Source organism: Methanoregula sp. (assembly GCF_049686655.1).
Lineage (GTDB): Archaea > Halobacteriota > Methanomicrobia > Methanomicrobiales > Methanospirillaceae > Methanoregula.
Map to the genome: position 1 here is coordinate 19244 of NZ_JBAVIG010000065.1, position 20168 is coordinate 39411.

Here is a 20168-nt window from a genome sequence, read left to right on the forward strand (position 1 = left end):
ATGGATCCACTTTCCGATGCGATCAGGAAGAGCGGGGCAGACTCCTTTGTCATGTACGCCTCCTCGCGCGACGCAGATATGCGGTACCTGACAAAGTTTACGACAAGCGACCCGTTTGTCTATTTCAGGAAACCGGGGGAGAACGGGGTGATCATCATCTCCCAGATGGAGACCGGGCGCGCATCCCGCGAGTCACCGGCAGCGATCATGACCCGGGCCGAAGCGGGGCTCCCGGACATCCTCAAGAAGGAAAAGAACATCCTTGAGGCAACTGCGACGATGATCGCACGGCAGGCAGGAACCAGACTCCTTGTGCCCCCCCAGTTCCCGGTCGGGCTTGCACAGGCCCTCGGGAAGCAGTGCACGGTGTCCGTAGACAAGGGGACGGTCCCGTCCCTGCGTGCAAAGAAGACACAACCCGAGATCGCATTGATGAAACAGGTCCAGAAAGTAACCGAAGGGGCCATGGGAAAGGCAGTCGCGCTCATCAGGGCCTCAAAACCGAAGAAGGGGATCCTGTACCACGACGGGAAACCCCTGACGGCGGAGCACGTAAAATACGCCATGCACTGCCAGCTGCTGGAGCATGGCTGCAACGCCGTTGATACCATCGTCTCGTGTGGCAAGGAGACCGCGATCCCGCACATGACCGGCACCGGCCCGCTGAAAGCGGACGAGCCGATCGTGATCGATCTCTTCCCGGTGGACGAGAAGTCCGGCTATTATGCCGATATGACCCGTACCGTGGTCAAAGGTGAGCCGTCCCGCGAGATCAGCGAGATGTACGGTGCCCTCCGCGAGGCTAAGCGGATCGGGATCTCGAAGGTAAAATCCGGCGTGCCGGCCACGGATGTACACCAAGCCGTGGTCGACTTTTTCGCGGAGCGGGGGTACGAGAGCAATACCCGGGGCTTTATCCATAACCTCGGGCACGGTGTGGGACTGCAGGTGCACGAGCTCCCGACGGTCGGCCCGGCCGGGAAGAAACTCGTTTCCGGCAACGTGATCACCATCGAACCGGGCCTCTACTATCCCGGGACGGGCGGTGTCCGGCTCGAAGATATCGGGGCGGTCACGGCAAAAGGCTTTGACAACTTCACGCAGTTCCCCGAGGAGCTGGTGCTGTGAAGGACGAAGTCTTCGAGTACTACCGGAGCGCCGGCAGTATTGCGGCAGGGATCCTGCAGGAAGGCGCACAGCAGATCCGGGTCGGTGCATCCTACCTTGAGATCGTCGAATCGATCGAGGCACGGGTCACGGAAGAGGGGGCTGCCCTCGCGTTCCCGCTCAACCTGTCCCTCAACGAGGATGCAGCGCATGATACCGCGTCCTACAGCGATGCCCGGGTCTTTGCCCGGGGCGACGTGGCCAAGCTGGACCTCGGCGTCCAGGTCGAGGGATACATCGCGGACACGGCGACCACCGTGGACCTTGGGAACAACTCCCTTCTTGTCGATGCATCGCGCGAGGCACTCGAAGCGGCGATCAGTGCCATTCATCCCGGCGCAACAGCCGGGGACCTCGGCAGGGCGATCCAGCACGAGATCGAGAACAGGGGGTACCGGCCCATCTCGAACCTTACCGGCCATGGCCTCGACCGCTACGTGCTGCACCGGTCCCCCACGATCCCGAATATCGGTATTACCGGGGGCGTGGTGCTCGAGGAAGGGATGGTCTTTGCCATCGAACCCTTCGCCACTACCGGCAGCGGCCATGTAAGCGAGAAGAAGCGCGTGGAGATCTATTCCCAGCTCATGGTAAAACCCGTCCGCATCCCGGCAGCCCGCACGATTATGGAGAGGATCCGGGACCGGCACGGCCTGCCGTTCTCCCGGCGCTGGCTTTTGGAAAAGAAACTGGACCTCGCGCTTCCCGCGCTCGTAAGGTCGAACATCCTCCATGCCTACCCGGTCCTGTCCGATGTACCGGGCTCTCTTGTTTCCCAGCACGAGCACACGGTCATCGTGACCGGCGACGGCTGCATAGTGACAACCCGGTGAGATAGTCTTATGCCTGACGGAGAAGAATAATTAAGGTTACACCCATGTCTGGAGATCCTGAAACCCTGAGCATCATGGAAGTCGTTCTGACCGCCGAGATTTTCAACCAGAACCCCGGACTCGATGTCAATGACCTGACACCGGCCTGTAGGGAGATCTTCGGGGCCGGCGCTGCCGAGGTCAAGCGGCCGGTCTATGTGAGCGACGGGCTGATCAAGCGCACCCTTGCGGTGGCAGACGCCCACGTGAAACTCGCCGCAAACCCGTTCATCGCCTACGAGGAATTCGGGCAGCGCCTCCGGATCACCGCCCTGGAGCCGGCAGCCCAGTGGTTCCTCAAACAGGGAGGCAAGCCCCTTATCGAGAAGAACCCTGCACTCGCGTTCTTCTTCGAGAACCTGGACTCGACTGGCGTATCCTACAAAGCGATCCGCAAGGCCAACCCCCCATACGAGGACACCAAGGCGCACCTCGACGCACGGATCTCAAAACTGGTAAGCGAGGACGAGAAACTCCGGGGTGCGCTGGACCTGGTCATCGTCAGTGCACCCGAGGAGATCGAGCAGCACATTGACGACCTGGTCTGCACAAAGGACCAGCTTGCGATCATGGAGAAGATCAACCATGCCATCACTCACCGCGAGTTCCTGCACCAGCACCGGATCTACGAGATCGGCAAACTTCTCTTCGTAGGCCCGCCGGGCACCGGGAAGACGTCACTTGCCCTTGCGATGTCCCGCCATATGCACATGCCGGTCCTCGAGGTCAGGCTCTCCATGGTCACCTCCCAGTACCTTGGCGAAACGTCCAAGAATATCGATCGGATCTTCGATCTTGCAAAACAGCTCTCGCCTTCCATACTCTTCATCGATGAGTTCGATTTCGTTGCCAAGAGCCGGACCGCAGACGACCACGGGGCGATGAAGCGTGCAGTCAACTCGCTCTTAAAGAACATCGACCGGGTCAACCTGATCAGGAACGGTATCCTCCTGATCGGTGCCACAAACCACCCGCAGCTGCTCGATGAGGCTGCCTGGCGGCGGTTCGATGAGGTTGTCGAGTTCGCACTTCCTGACGAGGAGATGCGCAAGAACATCTTAAAGAAAGTGACTGCTTCACTCCAGTGCAACCTCGACTACCAGGAACTGGCAGCCAGGACCGAAGGGTTCTCGGGTTCCGACCTCCGCATGATGATCAAGGAGGCGATCCTCTCGGCGCTCATGGACAACCGCCAGTCCCTGACCCGGGAGGATATCGAGAAAGGCATCCGCATGGTCAGGAACCGGGACGCGATCCGCCACCTGAACTGGTTGTAACATGAAGATCACCCTCCTCGGGACAGGCGATGCGATCGGCACACCGAAAGTCGGGTGCAGCTGTCCCCAGTGCGCCCGCGCCAATGCCACGGGCACCATGCGCCTGAGGACCTCGCTCCTCATCGAGAATCAGGGCAGGCACCTGCTCATCGATTCGTCCCCGGACCTGCGCCAGCAGCTCCTGAAGGCAGGTTCTCCCCATATCGATGCGGTCATCTGGACCCACGGGCATTACGATCACTTCATCGGGTTTGGCGAGTTCTACCGCATCCAGCCGATCCCGCCGGTCTTTGCCGCTCCGCAGGTCCTCAACTACTGCGCGGAGATCTTCCGGTTCCTCACGTTCGACAAGGGCGCGATCCAGCCATACGAACCCTTTGACATCTTCGGCATCACGATAACGCCGTTCATGGTCAAACACCCGCCCGCATTCACCTGCGGCATGCTCTTCGAGACCGGGGAATCGCGGGTCGCCTACACCGCAGATACCAACATCGACATCCCGGAACAGAGCCTCGGTCTCCTGACCGGTCTCGACCTTCTCCTGCTGGACGCTCTGGTGCCTTCGGATATCTCGATCCACAAGCACATGAATTACCTCGACGCCTGCACGCTCGCGGGCCGCCTTGCCCCAAAGGATTTCCGGTGTGTCCACATGAGCCACATGCTCCCGTGGGACCTGCCCCACACCGGAAAAGACGGGGACATCTTCGAATTTCCCTGATCGTTCCCGGGCCCTGGTACCTCCCCGCGTTCCGGGGGCAGCACTACCCATACCTTAATAGTTTTCAGGTGCCCAAACATAGGTGCATGATTGTAAAAGTGCTCGATCTCGAAAAGGACAAGGTGCGGCTTATCATCCAGGGGGAAGGCCACACGTTCATGAACGCCCTCGTCGAGGAGATCTTAACCGATAACGACGTTGATGTAGCCCGGTACATGATCGAGTTCCAGTTTTCGGACCCCGAACTCCTCGTCACTACGAAAGGCAAGAAAAATCCCCTGCCGATCATCAAGAAGGCCTGCAAGCGGATCACCGGCCACTGCGACGAGCTCATCAAAGGCATCAAGAAATCCAAAGCCTGATTTTTTATCCGGAATACCCGGGTTCCAATATTTTTTTCTGTTCGTCCAGAACTGGTCCGTTTGCACAAGGATTGTATTTCCAGACGGGAGAGCCTGCTGCACACTGTTTAAACAAAATTAAAAAAAAGTGATTATCAATAATCAGCCCCCGATGCAACGATTATCGCATATTTTTTTGACGGCAGAAAACCATTTTCGGGCGTCATGATTGTCCCCCCTCTTGCGCCACCAGTCCCCGGGTGGGACGGGGCGCATTGCGATGCTGCAGGAATTACCTGTTGAGCGGTTGCCACAGCGGCTGAGGTGAAACACCTGAATAGCGTTTCTCTTTGTAATGATTTCTACAGAGCACCAAAAAAAAGTTAGGTGATTCATCATTTGACGCCACTAAAAATTTTCATGTGCTTGATATTCAGCATGAAATTAGCGTTAGATCAAGAAAATTCTGATTATTTCATGTGATTGGGTAATTCGGCGTTATCCCACAATGGGGGATGCCACAGTGGCGGGGGCGAAGCCCCCAAGAACGTCTCCATATTGGAAAACAAATGAGATTCTTTGAATTTTTTCCATAATAGTACTGATTTCTGGTGGCTTAAATTAAGCAATCACCAAAAGTTATTCTACTGCCCGTTCGGTGAAGACGATCGATCCCGATATGCGGGAGATCTTGATCTTCACTTTCTGGCCGGGCTTGGCATTATTGACATACATGATGTACCGGCCCATCTTGACGACCCCGTCGCCCCGTTTCGAGATGGACTGGATCTCGACATCCATTATCTGGCCTTCCTCAAGGTTCTCCGAGACCGGTTCGGTGCGGGCCTTCCGCTTGCGGACCGGGCGGTGGCTCCCGCAGGCATCGCACCGGAGGATCATGACCCGGTCGTCCTTCACAAGCCGGGTATCCGGTTTGCCGCACTCGGAGCAGATGACATAGTCGTCGACATAACTCTTGATGATCGCCTTGATGAGTGAGATCTCGAACTTCCCGTTGAAGATCGCACGGTTCCCGTCGATCTTCCCGCTCGTGCCAAGTTCTCCCAGCAGGAATTTCATCACATGATCCGGCTCACGGCGGACCTTGGCCACGATCTCGGTGAAGTTTTCAAGGACGGTCGTCTTACCTTCGACATAGGCTTTCACCTCGGGAACTACAAAACGTTCCGAGGACTCGGTCTTTTCCGTTATATTGGAATAAGCCTGTTTGAGGAGTTGTTCATACGCGTCCGTCATAATTGTATACTATAAAGGCGCCGGCGGACAAAAAGGCTTTCCCCGGTACGGGTTCCTGACGTGCGCCCCTTCACGAATACATCCCGGTTCCGGTTCTGTAAGCCGTACTGCCTTCATACAGGCCTGCCGTACCATGCCGGTCCCGGGCATCGCGACAAGGCCGGTACACCGGCCTGCGCCATTCACCCCGAAAAAGCCCGGCCTGAAGGGAAAAAACAGCAAAAAACTATGCGTGATTATTATTTTTGATTAAGAGCGAGACAAGCTCTTTTGTCTTCTTCTCGTTCTCGATGTCCTTCATGTTGATATCGGCAACCGCGGAAACCTTCATCCCCCGTGCCTCGATCCATTTCCGTAAGATCCCGTCCGTCTGCCCGGGCCTGCCACCGTGCGTGCAGAACGCGGCCGCAGTCTTACCCTCGCACCCCTTCAGCGCATCGATGGCAGCATGGATCGCCGGTGTCGGCTTGAAGGCCCAGACCGGCGACCCGAATATCACGAGGTCGAAACCTTCTACATCGATCAAAGCCGGTTCCACCGATGTTTTCTCCTCTCCCCGGGCCCGCTTGCACCAGACAAGGAACCGGGTAAGGCGGGAGTATTCCGCCGTATCGTTGACCTCGACCAGCTTCCCGTCGCAGGCTGCGGCAAGGTGCTGGGCAACATGGCGGGTGTTGCCGGTCTCGCTGTGGTAAATGATGCAGATCTTCATCAGATATAATTGGGAAACCACGCTTTAAAAGATGTGGCAAAAACCGGAAATACCAGCAATATCCCGGGAGATCTCCGCAATAATCACAAAAATGATGAGGGAAATGAGCGGAAAAATATTTTTTTGTAACCCGGGGAGCGTTCCGTTGTTCCCCGGGTGGTGACGTACGTTTTACTTACGGAACTGCGGCATCATGCCGCGGACTTCCCTGCCCACTTCCTCGATGAGGTGGTCCTCATCGGCTTTGGTGAGGGCAGTGAACATCGGGCGGTTCACCATGTTCTCGAGCATCCATTCCCGGGCAAACTTGCCGCTCTGGATCTCCTCGAGGATCTCTGCCATCGCCTCATAGGACTCAGGCCCGATGACCCGTGGGCCGCGGGTGAGGTCGCCATACTGGGCCGTGTTGCTGATATACTGGCGCATGTTGGTGAGGCCGCCCTCGTAGATGAGGTCGACGATCAGTTTCAGCTCGTGGAGCACTTCGAGATACGCCATCTCGGGCTCGTAGCCGGCATCGACAAGGGTCTCGAACCCGGCCTTGACGAGCGATGTGCAGCCCCCGCAGAGCACTGCCTGCTCACCGAAGAGGTCCGTCTCGGTCTCCTCGCGGAACGAGGTCTCAAGGACCACGGCCCGGGTGGCGCCGATACCCTTTGCGTAAGCGAGTGCGATCTTATGGGCGTTGCCGCTCGCGTCCTGATGGACGGCGATGAGAGCCGGAACACCCTTGCCTTCCTCGTACTGCCTGCGGACCATGAACCCGGGGCCCTTGGGCGCCACCATGATGACATCCACATTCGCCGGGGGGACAATCTGCCCGAAGTGGATGTTGAACCCGTGGGAGAACATGAGGCACTTGTTCCCGGTGAGGTGGGGGAGGATCTCGCTCTTGTACACGGTGCCCTGGTGCTCATCGGGCAGCAGGATCTGGACGATGTCGGCACTCCTGACTGCATCTCCGACCTTCATCACGTTCATGCCATCTTTGACTGCCGCGTCCCAGCTCTTCCCGGGGCGCAGCCCGATCACGACATCGAGCCCGCTGTCCCGTAAGTTCAGCGACTGGCCCCTGCCCTGTGATCCATAGCCGATCACGGCGATCTTCCTGCCTTTCAGCACGCCGAGATCCGCATCTGCCTCATAGTACTTCTTTAACATAGCTGATCCCTTTCATATCAGCTACAAACCACATAAATATTATATGAAAAAGCCAAAGTGTCACACGAAATACCATCTGGATGCGATGACCTATTAAAAATCCACCTTCTGATCACTCACCGGAAAAATCCTTTGGCAAGGAACTGCCGGATGTGCAGGCTACATCTCCCGATGTCCGGATCAACCTCACCCGGGTCGGAGTAAAGAACGTCAAGAAACTTGTCGAAGTGCACCGCAGCGGAAAGCGGCCGGTAATATTCATATCAATATTCGATGTCTACGTCGACCTGCCCGGCAGCCTCAAGGGCGCCAACCTCTCGCGGAATTTTGAAGTGATCGACGAGGTGCTCCAGCAGGCAATTGACGGTGAAGTAAGCGAGATCGAGAAGCTCTGCAGCGTTGTTGCAAGGAAACTCCTTGACCGGCACGAATACGCGGACCGGACCGAGGTGCTGATGCGCAGCGAGTTCATGGTCAAGCGCGAGACTCCTGTCAGCCATACCACCTGCCACGAGGTTGTCAAGGTGCATGCCCGGGCCGTAGCCCGGCGTACCTTCCGCACACCCATAGTCCGCAAGAGCATAGGCGCGGAAGTAACCGGCATGACCGCCTGCCCCTGCGCCCAGAACATCATGAAGGAACGTGCCAACCGGGTCCTGCAGGACCTCGATGTAGACCAGGAAAAGATCGACGAGTTCTTCTCGGCGGTTCCCATGGCCACCCACAACCAGCGGGGCAGGGGGTTCCTCTGCATCGAGACCGACGATGACCAGCACGTGGACCTCGAAAAGGTGATCTGTATCCTCAAGGACTCGATGAGCAGCGGCATCTACGAGCTCCTGAAACGCGGGGATGAAGGTGCCGTGGTGCTTGCCGCGCACAAGAATCCCCGGTTTGTTGAAGACTGCGTCCGCGAGATGGCCAAGAAAGTGCTGGCTGAATTCGAGTACCTTAGCGGGGATTCCGTAGTCACGATCAAGCAGACCAACGAGGAGAGTATCCACCAGCACGATGCCTATGCCGAGCGCAAGGCCACGATTGCCGAATTAGTCGATGAACTGAACGGCGACAAGCCAATGAACGGCTGAATATTTTTTAAAATTTTTTAAAATACATAACCTGTTAAAAAATTCCCTTTTTATTTTTTGTCCCGTACATACTTTTGCGTGAAATAATCCAAACTACCGGATTTTGGGACGGGGAATGTAAAATATCCTCATTTTGTGCGTTGTTTTCTCCTGCAATCAAGTCATAAAGGTTATAAAATCGTTAGTACAAGATAGAGTTGAACGTACTTTGTACGGTCAATTATCTCTAGAGATGAGAGAGAGTATAGAGTAATTTTGTACCGCAATACGAACAACTCAACATAAAATGAGGCGATAATATTGTCGAAAGTTGTAGAGATTTCCCCAACCACAAGACATGAGGGACATTCCAAGATGGTCTTGAAGGTTAACGACCAGGGCATCATCGAGACGGGTAACTGGTGTTCCATTACCCCGGTGAGGGGAGTTGAAAAACTCGCCGTCGGTAAGACCCCCGAACAGGTGCCAAAGATCGCATCCCGTGTCTGTGGTATCTGTCCGATTGCCCACAACCTCGCGGCCACTGAAGCAATGGAAGCATCGATCAAGTGCGAGATCCCAAAGGACGCACTCATGCTCCGTCACATCCTTCAGCTCGCGAACCGGCTGCACAGCATTGCACTGCACGATATCCTGATTCTCCCTGACCTGTATTTACCGGGCACTGAGGTCAAGATCAACCCGTTCACGGCAGAAGAGCCCGTCCGGACCGTTGCAAAGCGGATCCAGCGTCTCCGTGAGATCGGCCAGACCATCGGCCAGATCGCCGGCGGCGACTGCATCCACCCGCGGAACACCCGCGTCGGCGGTATGTACCGCAACTGCTCCGACCAGGCCAAGATCAAGATGTACGACCTCGCCAAGGAGGCACTGCCCCTTGCAAAGGCCCAGATGGACCTCATGATCGCGATCCTCCGGAACTACCAGGCACGCGAATCTGTGGACGTCGGCGGCATGAAGGTCGCACTTCCGAAGACCCTCGGTTACCACAACCAGGGCTACCTTGCAACCCACGCATTCTACGGCAGCTCAAGCCTTGAGGAATGCCCCAGCTGGGACATCGAGCGGTTCAAGGAAGTCAGGCCATGGGACTGGTACATGGGTGAGATGGAAGTCTCACTCGAAGAGCCCCGGTACCCGATCGGCGGGACCACCAAGATCGGCACCAAGACCAACCCCCAGATGGAAGCCTGCACCGGCATCCCGATGTACGACGGCCAGCCCGTTGAAGTCGGTCCCCGTGCCCGTCTCGCAGTCTACAAGGGCTACGACGAGAAGGGAACGGTTGGCCAGAACATTGCCCGTGAGATGGAATACACGGACTGCCTGTACGAGATGATCGACTGCATCGACGCCCTGAACCCGAATGGCAAGATAGTTGCAGACTACATCCCCGACGGCGACGGCGCCCTCGGCTGGGCATCCAACGAAGCCCCCCGTGGAACCGATGTGCACATTGCACGTGTCAAGGACTGGAAGGTCCAGTACTTCAGCATGCTCGTCCCGACCACCTGGAACTTCGCCACCTGCAGCGCTGCACTCACCGGTGCACCCTGGCAGCTCGCCGAAGTTATCATGCGCGGATACGACCCCTGCGTCTCATGTGCAACCCACATGATCGTAGTGGACGAGGACAACAAGGTAGTGGCTCAGAAGCTCATCCAGTGAGTGTAACCTGATGCTGTTTCCGGAGATCGTTATAGCAGGGTGTGGAAACCCCCTGTTTGCCGATGACGGCTTTGGCCCGGCAGTAATCGAGGAGATGCACAACCTCTCGCTTCCCGACAATGTAATGATAATCGATGCAGGCCTTGGCGGCCCGCACTTTATTTTTACCCTGCTCGACCCGGAAGTGACGAAGAAACTCATCATCGTCGATATTGCCGATTACGGGGCAGAGCCGGGGTCCATTACCAAACTCCGTGTCGAGGACCTGCCGCCGGGTGCGTACCGGGATGCCCATTCGTGGGATCTTGCCGAGCCGCTCCAGCGGATCAAGGACCGGGTTGACATTACGATCATCGGAGTCCAGCCAGCAAGGGTTACAGCCCCTGAGTTTGAAGAGGGTCTTTCTGATGAACTTCAGAAGGCAATTCCGAAAACAATTCGGGTAATACTGGAAACAATAGGGGTGGATTATGGGACTACTATCAATCTTCAAGAAGAAAGACGCCAGCGTGGAACCGCAGAAACCTGCAGCTCCCCAGAAAGCCGCTGACGTATCTGTAAAAACGGAATCAACTAAAAAGGAGGTTAAGCCTGTGGCAGATAAAATCACATTAGGCTACACGCACGTGAGTGGGTGTACCGGTTGTACTGTGGCATTAGCAGACAACTATGCCGGATTGTTAACACTCCTCGACAAGTACGTCGACCTGAAGTACATGCCAACACTTGCAGACGCAAGGCACATCCAGAAGGTGGACGTTTCATTCGTTGAGGGTTCAGTCTGTATTAACGACAAACTCGCAGTGGAAGAGATCAAGGAAACCCGTGAAAAGTCAACAATCGTAGTCGCTCTCGGCGGCTGCGCATGTTACGGCAACATCACCCGTTTCTGCCGCGGTGGTCAGCAGAACCAGCCGGCACAAGAGGCATTCCTGCCGATCAACGAACTGATCAAGGTGGACGTGTTCATCCCCGGATGCGCACCGACCCCGCAGATGATCAGGAACGTTGCGGTCATGGCATACCTGCTCCTCAAGGGAACCAAGGAACAGAAGGACCTCGCGACTGCATTCCTCAAGCCCCTCATGGCCCTCCCGGTCCAGGGAACTGCCTGCGGCGCATCGACAGCCTGCTTCTGCGACCTGATGACCAATGTCATCGACCAGGGTCTCTGCATGGGCTGTGGTGCCTGTGCAGCAGCCTGCCCGGTCAATGCAATTACCCACGAGTACGGCAAGCCCCAGGGCGAGCGCGACCTGTGCATCAAGTGCGGAGCCTGCTACAACCAGTGCCCGCGGAGCTGGTTCAGCTTTGATGTGGTCGAGAACTATGAGGCGATTAACGAGGCCATAATGGCGGCACTCCAGTGAAGGTGGTTGAAATGGGAGCAGAACTCGGTAAATACAAATCAGTCGTCTCAGCCCGGAGCACCGACAAGGAGCTTCTCAAGCACGCCCAGGATGGCGGTATCGTCACCTCGCTGTTTGCATATGCGCTCGACGAAGGTATCATCGACGGAGCAATTGTTGCGGCGTCCAAGGAATTCGCAGCAAAGTTCCCGTCAAAGGTAATGAGAGACAACTCGAACTGGGATATGATCGAGCCCTGGAGGCCCATCCCGGCGATCGTCAACACCAAGGCTGAACTGATCGCAGCGGCAGGCACCAAGTACAACATCAGCCCCAACGTCTCCATGATCAAGGAAGCTACCCGCTCGTTCGGTCTCGACAAGGTTGGTATCGTCGGTACCCCCTGCCAGATGCAGGCAATCCGCAAGGGCCAGCTCTACCCGATCGGTCTCCGCGATGTTGGCGACAGCATTGCACTTGCAGTAGGTATCTTCTGCATGGAGAACTTCCCGTACCAGAGCATTCTCCAGCTCGTGGAAGACCACGCTGCTATGAAGCTTGAGTCCGTCAAGAAGATGGAGATCGGCAAGGGCAAGTTCTGGGTATACGGCAAGCGCGGACAGGTAGTCCAGCTGCCGCTCAAGGTTACCCACAAGTACGAACAGCCAGGCTGCAAGGTCTGCCTCGACTACGTTGCCAACCTCGGTGACATCTCCACCGGCTCCGTAGGCAGCCCCGATGGATGGAGCACCGTCTTTGTCAGGTCCAAGATCGGAGATTCCGTCTGGGCAAAGGCAATGGCAGCAGGTGTCTTCGAGACACAGCCCATGGAAAAGGTCAAGCCCGGTCTTGAACTCGTGTCCAAGCTCGCAAACGAGAAGATCACGAAGAACAAGGCAACCGTTGAGGCCCGCAAGACCTTCGGTGTAGGCAAGGCTCTCCGCAGCCCTTACATCTAAATTTTTTTGGGATATCAACCCGCGAAACAAGGGGAAACCACCAGGTTTCTTCGAGTTTTTATAGAAAGTTTGCAGTTACTTCCTTGCTATGGAGTGGACACATGGTCTTTGAAAAAACCTGGCATCATCTGAAAAACGCGATGAATTCGTCAGATTTTTGAATTAATGGGATAATTCCTGAGTTTCCCTTCCACTTCCCGAACGGAGCAATGAATCCACAAAAACGGTTTGACGGAGCTGGGTCGAGTACAGATACCAACATCAGCTGGAGGCATTGCCGGGCAATTTTTTTTTCATCCGGTAAAACGGTACACCCCTTTTGGAACCATGATCTCGAACCGGGCACCCGTACCCGGTATACCGGTCTCGGTGATCGTGATGCCGGTGATTGCAAGGATCTCCCGGGACAGGTAGAGGCCAAGGCCGGTATGTTTGCCAAAACCTTTGTTAAACAACTGTTTTTTATCCTCTGCGGAGATGCCATTGCCGTCATCTTCGAGAGCAATGACGAGCGCCCCGTTCTCTTCACGGGATGTCATGCGGAGGGCACTCATCTTCTCTCCCCCGTACCGCAGCGCATTATCGATCAGGTTATAGAACACCTTTTCAAGGAGAGGATCGGCATACATCTCCAGATCGGGTGCAGCTTCGTCGATACGGATAGTACGCATCGGAAGGCGTGCAACAACTCTCCGGATCACCGTGTTCACGTTCTGCCACTGGGGCGTGTTCACCCCCAGGTCCTCGTAATCCTTGGTGAATGTGATCTGGTGGGCGATGGTCTCTGCGATCTTCTCTTCCCTGGCTACGAATTTCGCGGTCTGGACCGGATCCTCAAGCGACTCTTTCGAGATCTCCAGATATGCTTCGAGCGCAAGGAGCTGGTTCCTGATATCGTGCCGGGTGATGCCCGAGAGCAGGTTCAGTTTCCGGTTTGCCAGCCGGAGGGCCTCCTCTGCAAGTTTACGCCCCGTGATATCCCTGATAATACCGACGATGAATTCCTCGCCGGCCGTATTGATATAGAGACTCTTTTTGGTGCTGATCGTATGGGTGTTTCCCTGCGAGTCGGTGAAGCACTCCTCATTTTCATTTTCCCGGCGGGTCCGGAATACCTCCTCGTCTTTCTCCCAGAAGATATCAGCCTCTTCTTTTTTGAAGAAATCATAATCGGATTTTCCCAGCAGGTCTTCACGTGTGTGCCCGGAAAAATGGCAGAAAGCGTTGTTCAGCTTGACAAAGCAGTGACTGCGATCCTTGATAAAGAGGGGGTCTGCCAGGGTATTTATCACCGTATCAAGGTAGGCATTTGATTCCCGCAATGCCCGCTGGATCCTTTTTATGTCACTGACGTCCCGGACCGACTCGATCGCACCGCTGACTTCCCCGCTCTCGTCAATCAGCGGTGTGGCACTGATCCAGAGCGAGAGACGCGTGCCGTTCACGTGGGTAATGTCTGCCTCGGTCCTGACCGTATTCCCGTCGAAGTGGACATTGGAATACGCAGTTTTGATCCCTTCGGTATCCCCGCACAGGACATAATCAATGAGGATCGGACCGGTATGGTTGGAGATCCACGTCGTGTATGACGGTTTTCCCCTGCCGAGAATTACCGATGCGGGTATTCCGCTCATCTGCTCCATGGCACGGTTCCATGAGACAACGACACCCGACCGATCTATGATCATCGTCGGGTCCGGGAGGAAATCAATCATCTCTGCAAGACGCCGGCTGGTCTCCCGGTACTCATCCTCGGCCTGTTTTCGTCCGGTGATATCCCGGTTGCTGACGCGTCTCCCGATGAATTCTCCCTTCGCATTGTGGAGAGGCAGGCAGATATGCCCGATCCACCGGACGCTCCCGTCGCGGCAGATAATTCGGAAATCGAGCGATTCCGCGTTCCGCGGTACAAAAAAGTGGGACATATGATGCCCGAGAGCGTCCTTGTCGTCAGGATGGATGATGGTATTTATCAGATTCCGGTCTGCATAGAACTCGCCTGCTGTATAACCGGTGATGCGTTCGCAGGACGGTGTTGTATACAGGATCGATTCATCAGAACCGATCCAGTACTCCCAGTCATACGTGTAATCGGCAAGCAGGCGGTATTTCTCTTCGCTCTCCCGCAGCCGGGTTGTCAGGAACGATACCACGACCGCGATCAGGATAAAAATAATGACCCTGCCTCCTGCTGACAACAGGTCCCCGGGAATGATGGGATTGAAAACGTAGGTCATGCCGCAGTAGATTGCCGAGACGGCGATGGCGAACAGGGTTCCACGCCGGGGAAAGAAGTACGCGGTAAGAATAATCGGTATATAAAAAAGGTGGGGGAGGACATTCGTTATCCCGAACATCAGGCCGTACCCGTTCAGAATCACGATTATGACGGTAATGGCAGCAATAAGGACGGCAAGCATCTGCTCCCATTTTTCCGGATGATGAATGAATGAATGGTCCATGCGGGCAGGCTCCCCATGCCAGATACTGACAAGTTGTTTTTGGAGAGTAAATAGTCCGTGTTGGTATTAATGTTCCTGATTGGCCGGCGAGTCCCTGCCGTTCACGAGGCAACATTCTTCCGGAAGAAGAACCACGCCCCGCCAATCGCAAGCCCGATACACCCTATCACCCACGACACCGGGCTGAGAAATACGATAAGGCCGATGCAGCTCAGCGCCCCGATGCCCGGGACCCATGCGGGATACCGCCGGTGTTCCCGGGGCAGCCGGAGTGCAGCGATATTGGCGATGAGGTAGTAGAGCAGCATGGCAAACGTGCTGACTGCCACGACGAGCGCAAGATCGGCAAGCAGGAGGGCTGCGATCATGCAGGCGCCGGTGATCGCGATCGCATAATGGGGTGTACAGAACCGGGGGTGTATCCTGCCAAGCAGCGGGGGAAGGTCCTGGCTGCGGGCCATGGAGAAGACAATGCGGGATATCCCCATGATCGTGGTCAGGAGCACGCTTGCCGTTGCTATCATCGCCCCAAGCGAGATCACGAGGACTGCCCCGGAACTCCCGGTGATGCCGATTGCATCGGCGAGGGGAGAACCGGAGTGTGCAAGGGCCGGGGCACCGGCCAGCCCGACGGCGACAATACTCACGAGCAGGTAGATACCCGTCGAAATGCCGAGGGCAAGATAGATGGAACGGGGTATGGTCTTCCCGGGATCATGTACCTCTTCCGCCATGATGGTGACCCGGGCAAAACCGGTATAGGCAAAGAAGATGAGGGCCGCCCCGCCGAGTACCCCAAGCGATCCGTCCGGGGCAAGCGGGGTGAAGTTTCCCGGCCGTAAAAATCCCAGCCCGAACGCCACGAAGAACAGGAGGATCAGGACTTTTGCCGTGACGAGGATATTGTTGAACAGCACGGACTCTTTGAGCCCCAGGTAATTGATGCCTATGAAAACAAGGCAGATAACGAGGGCGATGATTTTTACCGGGACCGCCGGGAAAAGGGTGACAAAATAATGGGCGAAGCCGAGCGAGACTGCCGCCCCGACAAAGATGTTGGAGAAGATCCAGATCCAGCCGGCAATGAACCCGGCAAAGGGGGAGATGAGTTTCCGGGCATACGCATATGTCCCGCCCTCAGCCGGGAGATATACCCCCAGCTCGGCCACGCTCATCGCCGAGAAGACGGCGATGGCGCCGGCGATGAGAACGGAAACGATCAGTGCGGGGCCTGCAATGCCGGCAACAATACCGGTGACAATGAAGATACCGGAGCCGATGATTGCCCCGATGCCGAGTGCCGTGGCACCAAAGAGACCGATCTCCCGTTTTAAAACAGGGGGCCGGGCCCCGGTACCTGGCATAACGTACCGTTATTCCTGCTGATTATTAAAAAGGGGTATAGTCACCGTGTAGCGACTGTTTTTATTAACCGACGTTGCTCCGTTACTTTGCCGGACGCTCCCGGGGGCTCCAGCTCAATCGTGGTTCCGCCCCCGCCGCCCGGGCATCCCCATGCAACAGTCCCTCATAAGGTTGAAAAAAATATCCCGGAGGGGGGGGCCGGGGAACGATATCCCGGGTAATTCACATAAATTCCGGCAGGCGGGACCGCCCGCACCCCCGCGCCGGTTTATATCCCGAGCCCGGTCCGCTTCTGCTCGATATGGTTCACAATGAGGCCCGCGGCCCTGGCCGGGTCCGGCTCGACTGCGAAGCTGGCGTTCACGGCACCCTTCAGCCCCTCGGTGAGGAGCGAGACGACCGCAGGGCTCCCGCCAATCTTGGGCATCACGCCAAGCACGGTGAAGACTCCGGATGCAACGAAATACCCACCGATGGAGACCGCCTTCTGCGAGTACCATTCCGGTGCTGCGCCGGCAATCGGCAGCTTGTGGATCGGGACGTTGAGCGCATTGGCAAGCCCGGCAGCAAGCACGAGGATGCGTGAATTGTCCACGCAGGAGCCCATGTGGAGCACCGGCGGGATACCGAGCGATTCGCAGACCGCCCGAAGGTCATCCCCCGCAAGGCTTGCTGCCTCCGGCTGGAGGAGCCCGGCCTTCCCGGACGCAATTGCTGCACAGCCCGTTTCCACGCAGAGGATATTTTTCTTAATCAGCTCCTGTGCAAGCGTCACGTGGCCGAAATCATGCCTGATCTTCGGATTGTTGCACCCGACAATGCCGACAGCCCCCCGGATCTTCCCGGCAGCGATCAGGTCGATGAGCGGCTTGAACGATCCCCCAAGCGCCTTCTTGATCGCTTCGTTCGAGAACCCGGCCATCACTTCGACCGGTGCGCCGGGGATCAGGACGCGCTGCGGGTTCCGGTTTTTGTAGTTCTCCACGGCCATCCGGACGATCGCCTTTGCCGTCAGGTAGGCATTCTCAGCCTTGAAGTCGAAGAAGTACGAACCGGGGATCGTAGCCTTGGAGCTTGTGGAGATGACGAGGGTGTGGTAACAGCTGGCAGTCCTCGGCAGCGAGGGGAAGATGCACTGGTAATCGACGATCATCGCCTCGAGGGCGCCGGTCGCTATCACCAGTTCCTGGTTGAGGTGGTTGCCGGACATCGGGATGCCCTTACGCATGAGGAGTTCGTTGCCCGTGCAGCAGAGGCCGACAAGGTTGATCCCCTTTGCCCCGTTCTTCTGTGCAAGCGCCTGCATCTCCGGGTCACGGATTGCTTTTACCACCATCTCCGAGAGCATGGGGTTGTGGCCGTGGACCGAGATGTTTACCTCGTCGGCTTTCAGGACCGCGAGATTTACTTTCGATTTGTTTATGGTGGGGGTGCCGAAGAGTACGTCGGAGACTTCCGTCCCGATCATCGACCCGCCCCACCCGTCCGAGAGGCCGCACCGGAGCCCCTGCAGCAGCATGTTGGTATAATCGGCACCAACCCCCATCTGCACCCGGTGCATGGAGTCCACAACTTCTCGGTCTATGCCGCGGGGCGTGATCCCGGCCTGATCCCACATCTCGCGGGTCGCTTTGGGGGCTCGGTTGAGGAAGGCCAGGGTGTTCTTTACCATCCCGTACTCCTCCAGCATCGCAAGGCCAAGCTCCGCGGCGAGCTGTTTTGGCGTCTTTCCCGTAACGGCAATCCCGTACTCGGTGCAGAGTATCTCCAGTTTCTCCGGGTCGGCGATCCCGTAGTCCTCCGCTTTTCCCTGCCCAAACAGGTACAGGGTTTCCGCGATATCCCGGCCATGGTCCGAGTGGGCCGCGGCGCCGGTCGCGATCATGTCAAGGAGGTTGCGGGCCACGATCAGGTCGGCATCGGCGCCACAGACGCCCCTGATGCGGTGGGGCGGGATGATCCGGCACGGGCCCATTGCACAGCGTGCACAGGACAGGCCCGATTCACAATACTTACACGGGGGCTGCTGCATCTCGAACCGGTCCCACACGGTCTCGATCCCCTCCCGCATGGTCAGCTCAAGAAGGGGTTTTGCATTCTCGTCAATTGTCCGTGACTCTCTCTTCTGTTCGATCAGCTGCGGGTTCAGCAGGGACATCCGTGCACGGTCCAGTTCGCAGACATCGATCCGCCCGCGGATCAGTTGGGGTTTTGGTTCTTCGGCCATCTCACTCACACCATCCTTTCCGGATAACTGGTAATCCACTATCGCGATATATATCACTTGCCTCGAACGGGATCCCTGTTCAGGGTACCGCCGTGGCGGATGTGTTCATGAGGGCACCATACCGTTGTCACGGCCGGAATGTTCTATACTTTTGATGGAGAAAGGAGAAGAGCTGAGGTGTGGTATGGCGATCGACCCGATCTGCACGATGACCGTGGGATGAGAAGACGGCAAAGTTCACAAGCGAATACAAGGGAAAGGAATACTACTTCTGCGCCCCGGGCTGCAAGAAGAAGTTCGATACGGACTTTAGGCACAGTACGCGTGAGCATCCGGTTGGAAGAGCCCTCGCCCGTGCATAGGCTCTTTGCCTGATCCCAGCGTTTTTACGCCTGCTTTCCCGGCGTGTTTATAGCAGAAAAGCGAATACAAGGCAGACCCAAAGGGTTCATGGGTATGACAATCAAGTATACCTGACCAGAACATGACCGATACTACGTTTGGTGCAAAACTCCAGCGGGATGGCAGGACCTACGCGATCCAGACCCGTATCCCGGCCGGTGTCGTATCGCCGGAAGACCTGGAAACAATCGCCCGGGTTGCAAAAAAATTCCGGATCCCCCTCATCAAAATTACATCGGGGCAGCGGTTCCTGCTCGTCGGCGTGCAGGAGCAGGACATCGCAGCCGTGCGGGAGGCACTGGGGAAGCTCGGGTCTGCATCCATCACGCCCGGCGTACGGTATGTCCAGTCCTGCCCGGGAATTTCGTACTGCAGGAACGGTACTCAGGATTCCCTCAACCTCGCCCGGGAGATCTCCGATGAATATGCCGGAAAAGAATTCCCGGCAAAGATCAAGATCGGTATCTCCGGCTGCCCGCGGTGCTGCGGGGAGAGCCGGGTCCGGGATATCGGGATCATGGGCACCGCAAAGGGCTGGACCGTGTTCTTCGGCGGGCACAGCGGCTTTAATGTCCATCAGGGGGTGCAGGTCGCGACCTGCCTGACTTCCGATGAGGTAAAAGCCCGGGTCCGGACACTCCTTGCCTATTACGAGAGCCATGCGCAGCCAAAAGAGCGGACCTCCCGGTTCCTGGACCGGGTGGGAACGGATTGGCTGGAACCCTGCACACCCGGATAAATCCCATCCGTTTCCTGCGCTGCACCAGGGGCAGGGGACTATTCAAACCGGAGATGGCCCGGATCTTCCGCTCTGCAGCGTGCGGAGTCCGGCGAGACGGGTGCCGGATACCGGGCCCTTTGTAAAAGACGGGAAGTTCGCCTGCATACCCGGTTCAGGGAGATACAGGCTTGGTGTGCATGAGTCTCCCCATAGATCCCCGACTTCCCGAAAGATGAGGTAACGAAGAACGGAGTTCTTTGCCACGGGGAGGGTCATCAGGCCCGGAGGCGGGCGATAATCCCGGTATTTTATCGATTGTTCACAGCGCCATCCCAGTACCCGACGGACTCCCCACGGTGTTTCCTGTCATGCCGGAACCAGGGTTCCGGGGTAAATAAATTCATTTTATATGGTAA

17 protein-coding genes and 1 pseudogene are annotated in these 20168 nt (G+C 56.7%); 12 read left to right on the forward strand and 6 right to left on the reverse strand.

The genetic code is table 11. From position 1 onward, the window contains the following. The 5 genes from WBL42_RS08590 to WBL42_RS08610 all read left to right on the forward strand — a co-directional run bounded on the left by WBL42_RS08590 (position 1) and on the right by WBL42_RS08610 (position 4402). Positions 1 to 1128 (forward strand): M24 family metallopeptidase, encoded by a 1128-nt coding sequence (locus WBL42_RS08590; RefSeq protein ID WP_424720862.1) that lies wholly within the window; start codon positions 1 to 3, stop codon positions 1126 to 1128. Further along, on the forward strand, positions 1125 to 2000 hold the full coding sequence (gene map / locus WBL42_RS08595) for a type II methionyl aminopeptidase (protein WP_424720863.1): 876 nt from the start codon (positions 1125 to 1127) through the stop codon (positions 1998 to 2000). The genes WBL42_RS08590 and map overlap by 4 nt, the downstream gene beginning before the upstream one ends. Positions 2001 to 2044: 44 nt before the next feature. Next, on the forward strand, positions 2045 to 3316 hold the full coding sequence (locus tag WBL42_RS08600; protein ID WP_424720864.1) for an ATP-binding protein: 1272 nt from the start codon (positions 2045 to 2047) through the stop codon (positions 3314 to 3316). Between the two features lies 1 nt (position 3317). Continuing rightward, positions 3318 to 4040: an MBL fold metallo-hydrolase gene (locus tag WBL42_RS08605; RefSeq protein WP_424720865.1), complete on the forward strand. Its 723-nt coding sequence runs from the start codon at positions 3318 to 3320 to the stop codon at positions 4038 to 4040. Positions 4041 to 4126: 86 nt separating this feature from the next. Then, a complete protein-coding gene (locus WBL42_RS08610; protein ID WP_424720866.1) occupies positions 4127 to 4402 on the forward strand; it encodes a DNA-directed RNA polymerase subunit L in 276 nt (91 codons plus the stop codon). 618 nt (positions 4403 to 5020) lie between these two features. Here the strand turns inward: WBL42_RS08610 and WBL42_RS08615 are convergent. The 3 genes from WBL42_RS08615 to ilvC all read right to left on the reverse strand — a co-directional run bounded on the left by WBL42_RS08615 (position 5021) and on the right by ilvC (position 7511). Next, the gene (locus WBL42_RS08615) at positions 5021 to 5638 is read right to left on the reverse strand and encodes a translation initiation factor IF-2 subunit beta (RefSeq protein ID WP_424720867.1); all 618 of its coding nucleotides are present in this window, start codon (positions 5636 to 5638) and stop codon (positions 5021 to 5023) included. 226 nt (positions 5639 to 5864) lie between these two features. Beyond that, positions 5865 to 6350, reverse strand: a complete 486-nt coding sequence (locus WBL42_RS08620; protein ID WP_424720868.1) for a flavodoxin family protein — start codon at positions 6348 to 6350, stop codon at positions 5865 to 5867. A 171-nt stretch (positions 6351 to 6521) separates the two neighbouring features. Beyond that, positions 6522 to 7511, reverse strand: coding sequence for a ketol-acid reductoisomerase (gene ilvC / locus WBL42_RS08625; RefSeq protein ID WP_424720869.1), 990 nt, complete (start codon positions 7509 to 7511; stop codon positions 6522 to 6524). Between the two features lie 143 nt (positions 7512 to 7654). Between ilvC and mptA the strand changes: the two genes are divergently transcribed. The 5 genes from mptA (at position 7655) to frhB (ending at position 12575) form a co-directional block, all read left to right on the forward strand. Further along, positions 7655 to 8599 (forward strand): GTP cyclohydrolase MptA, encoded by a 945-nt coding sequence (gene mptA, locus WBL42_RS08630; protein WP_424721003.1) that lies wholly within the window; start codon positions 7655 to 7657, stop codon positions 8597 to 8599. Between the two features lie 300 nt (positions 8600 to 8899). Next, on the forward strand, positions 8900 to 10267 hold the full coding sequence (gene frhA / locus WBL42_RS08635) for a coenzyme F420 hydrogenase subunit alpha (protein WP_424720870.1): 1368 nt from the start codon (positions 8900 to 8902) through the stop codon (positions 10265 to 10267). A 10-nt stretch (positions 10268 to 10277) separates the two neighbouring features. Then, positions 10278 to 10817 (forward strand): coenzyme F420-reducing hydrogenase, FrhD protein, encoded by a 540-nt coding sequence (gene frhD / locus WBL42_RS08640; RefSeq protein WP_424720871.1) that lies wholly within the window; start codon positions 10278 to 10280, stop codon positions 10815 to 10817. 43 nt (positions 10818 to 10860) lie between these two features. Continuing rightward, on the forward strand, positions 10861 to 11637 hold the full coding sequence (gene frhG, locus WBL42_RS08645; RefSeq protein WP_424720872.1) for a coenzyme F420 hydrogenase subunit gamma: 777 nt from the start codon (positions 10861 to 10863) through the stop codon (positions 11635 to 11637). An 11-nt stretch (positions 11638 to 11648) separates the two neighbouring features. Further along, positions 11649 to 12575 carry a coenzyme F420 hydrogenase subunit beta gene (gene frhB / locus WBL42_RS08650; RefSeq protein WP_424720873.1) on the forward strand — a complete coding sequence of 309 codons (927 nt, stop codon included), beginning with the start codon at positions 11649 to 11651 and terminating at the stop codon, positions 12573 to 12575. Between the two features lie 293 nt (positions 12576 to 12868). Here frhB and WBL42_RS08655 read toward each other — a convergent pair whose 3' ends face one another. The 3 genes from WBL42_RS08655 to cooS form a co-directional block, all read right to left on the reverse strand. Beyond that, positions 12869 to 15037 carry a PAS domain S-box protein gene (locus WBL42_RS08655; protein WP_424720874.1) on the reverse strand — a complete coding sequence of 723 codons (2169 nt, stop codon included), beginning with the start codon at positions 15035 to 15037 and terminating at the stop codon, positions 12869 to 12871. A 101-nt stretch (positions 15038 to 15138) separates the two neighbouring features. Beyond that, positions 15139 to 16401, reverse strand: a complete 1263-nt coding sequence (locus WBL42_RS08660) for an APC family permease (protein WP_424720875.1) — start codon at positions 16399 to 16401, stop codon at positions 15139 to 15141. A 269-nt stretch (positions 16402 to 16670) separates the two neighbouring features. Then, a complete protein-coding gene (gene cooS / locus WBL42_RS08665) occupies positions 16671 to 18629 on the reverse strand; it encodes an anaerobic carbon-monoxide dehydrogenase catalytic subunit (RefSeq protein ID WP_424720876.1) in 1959 nt (652 codons plus the stop codon). Positions 18630 to 18892: 263 nt separating this feature from the next. Here cooS and WBL42_RS08670 point away from each other — a divergent pair. After that, positions 18893 to 18991 (forward strand): annotated as a pseudogene (locus WBL42_RS08670) (hypothetical protein); the annotation flags it as partial. Positions 18992 to 19113: 122 nt separating this feature from the next. After that, positions 19114 to 19770, forward strand: a complete 657-nt coding sequence (locus WBL42_RS08675) for an NAD(P)/FAD-dependent oxidoreductase (protein ID WP_424720877.1) — start codon at positions 19114 to 19116, stop codon at positions 19768 to 19770. Positions 19771 to 20168: the final 398 nt, after the last annotated feature.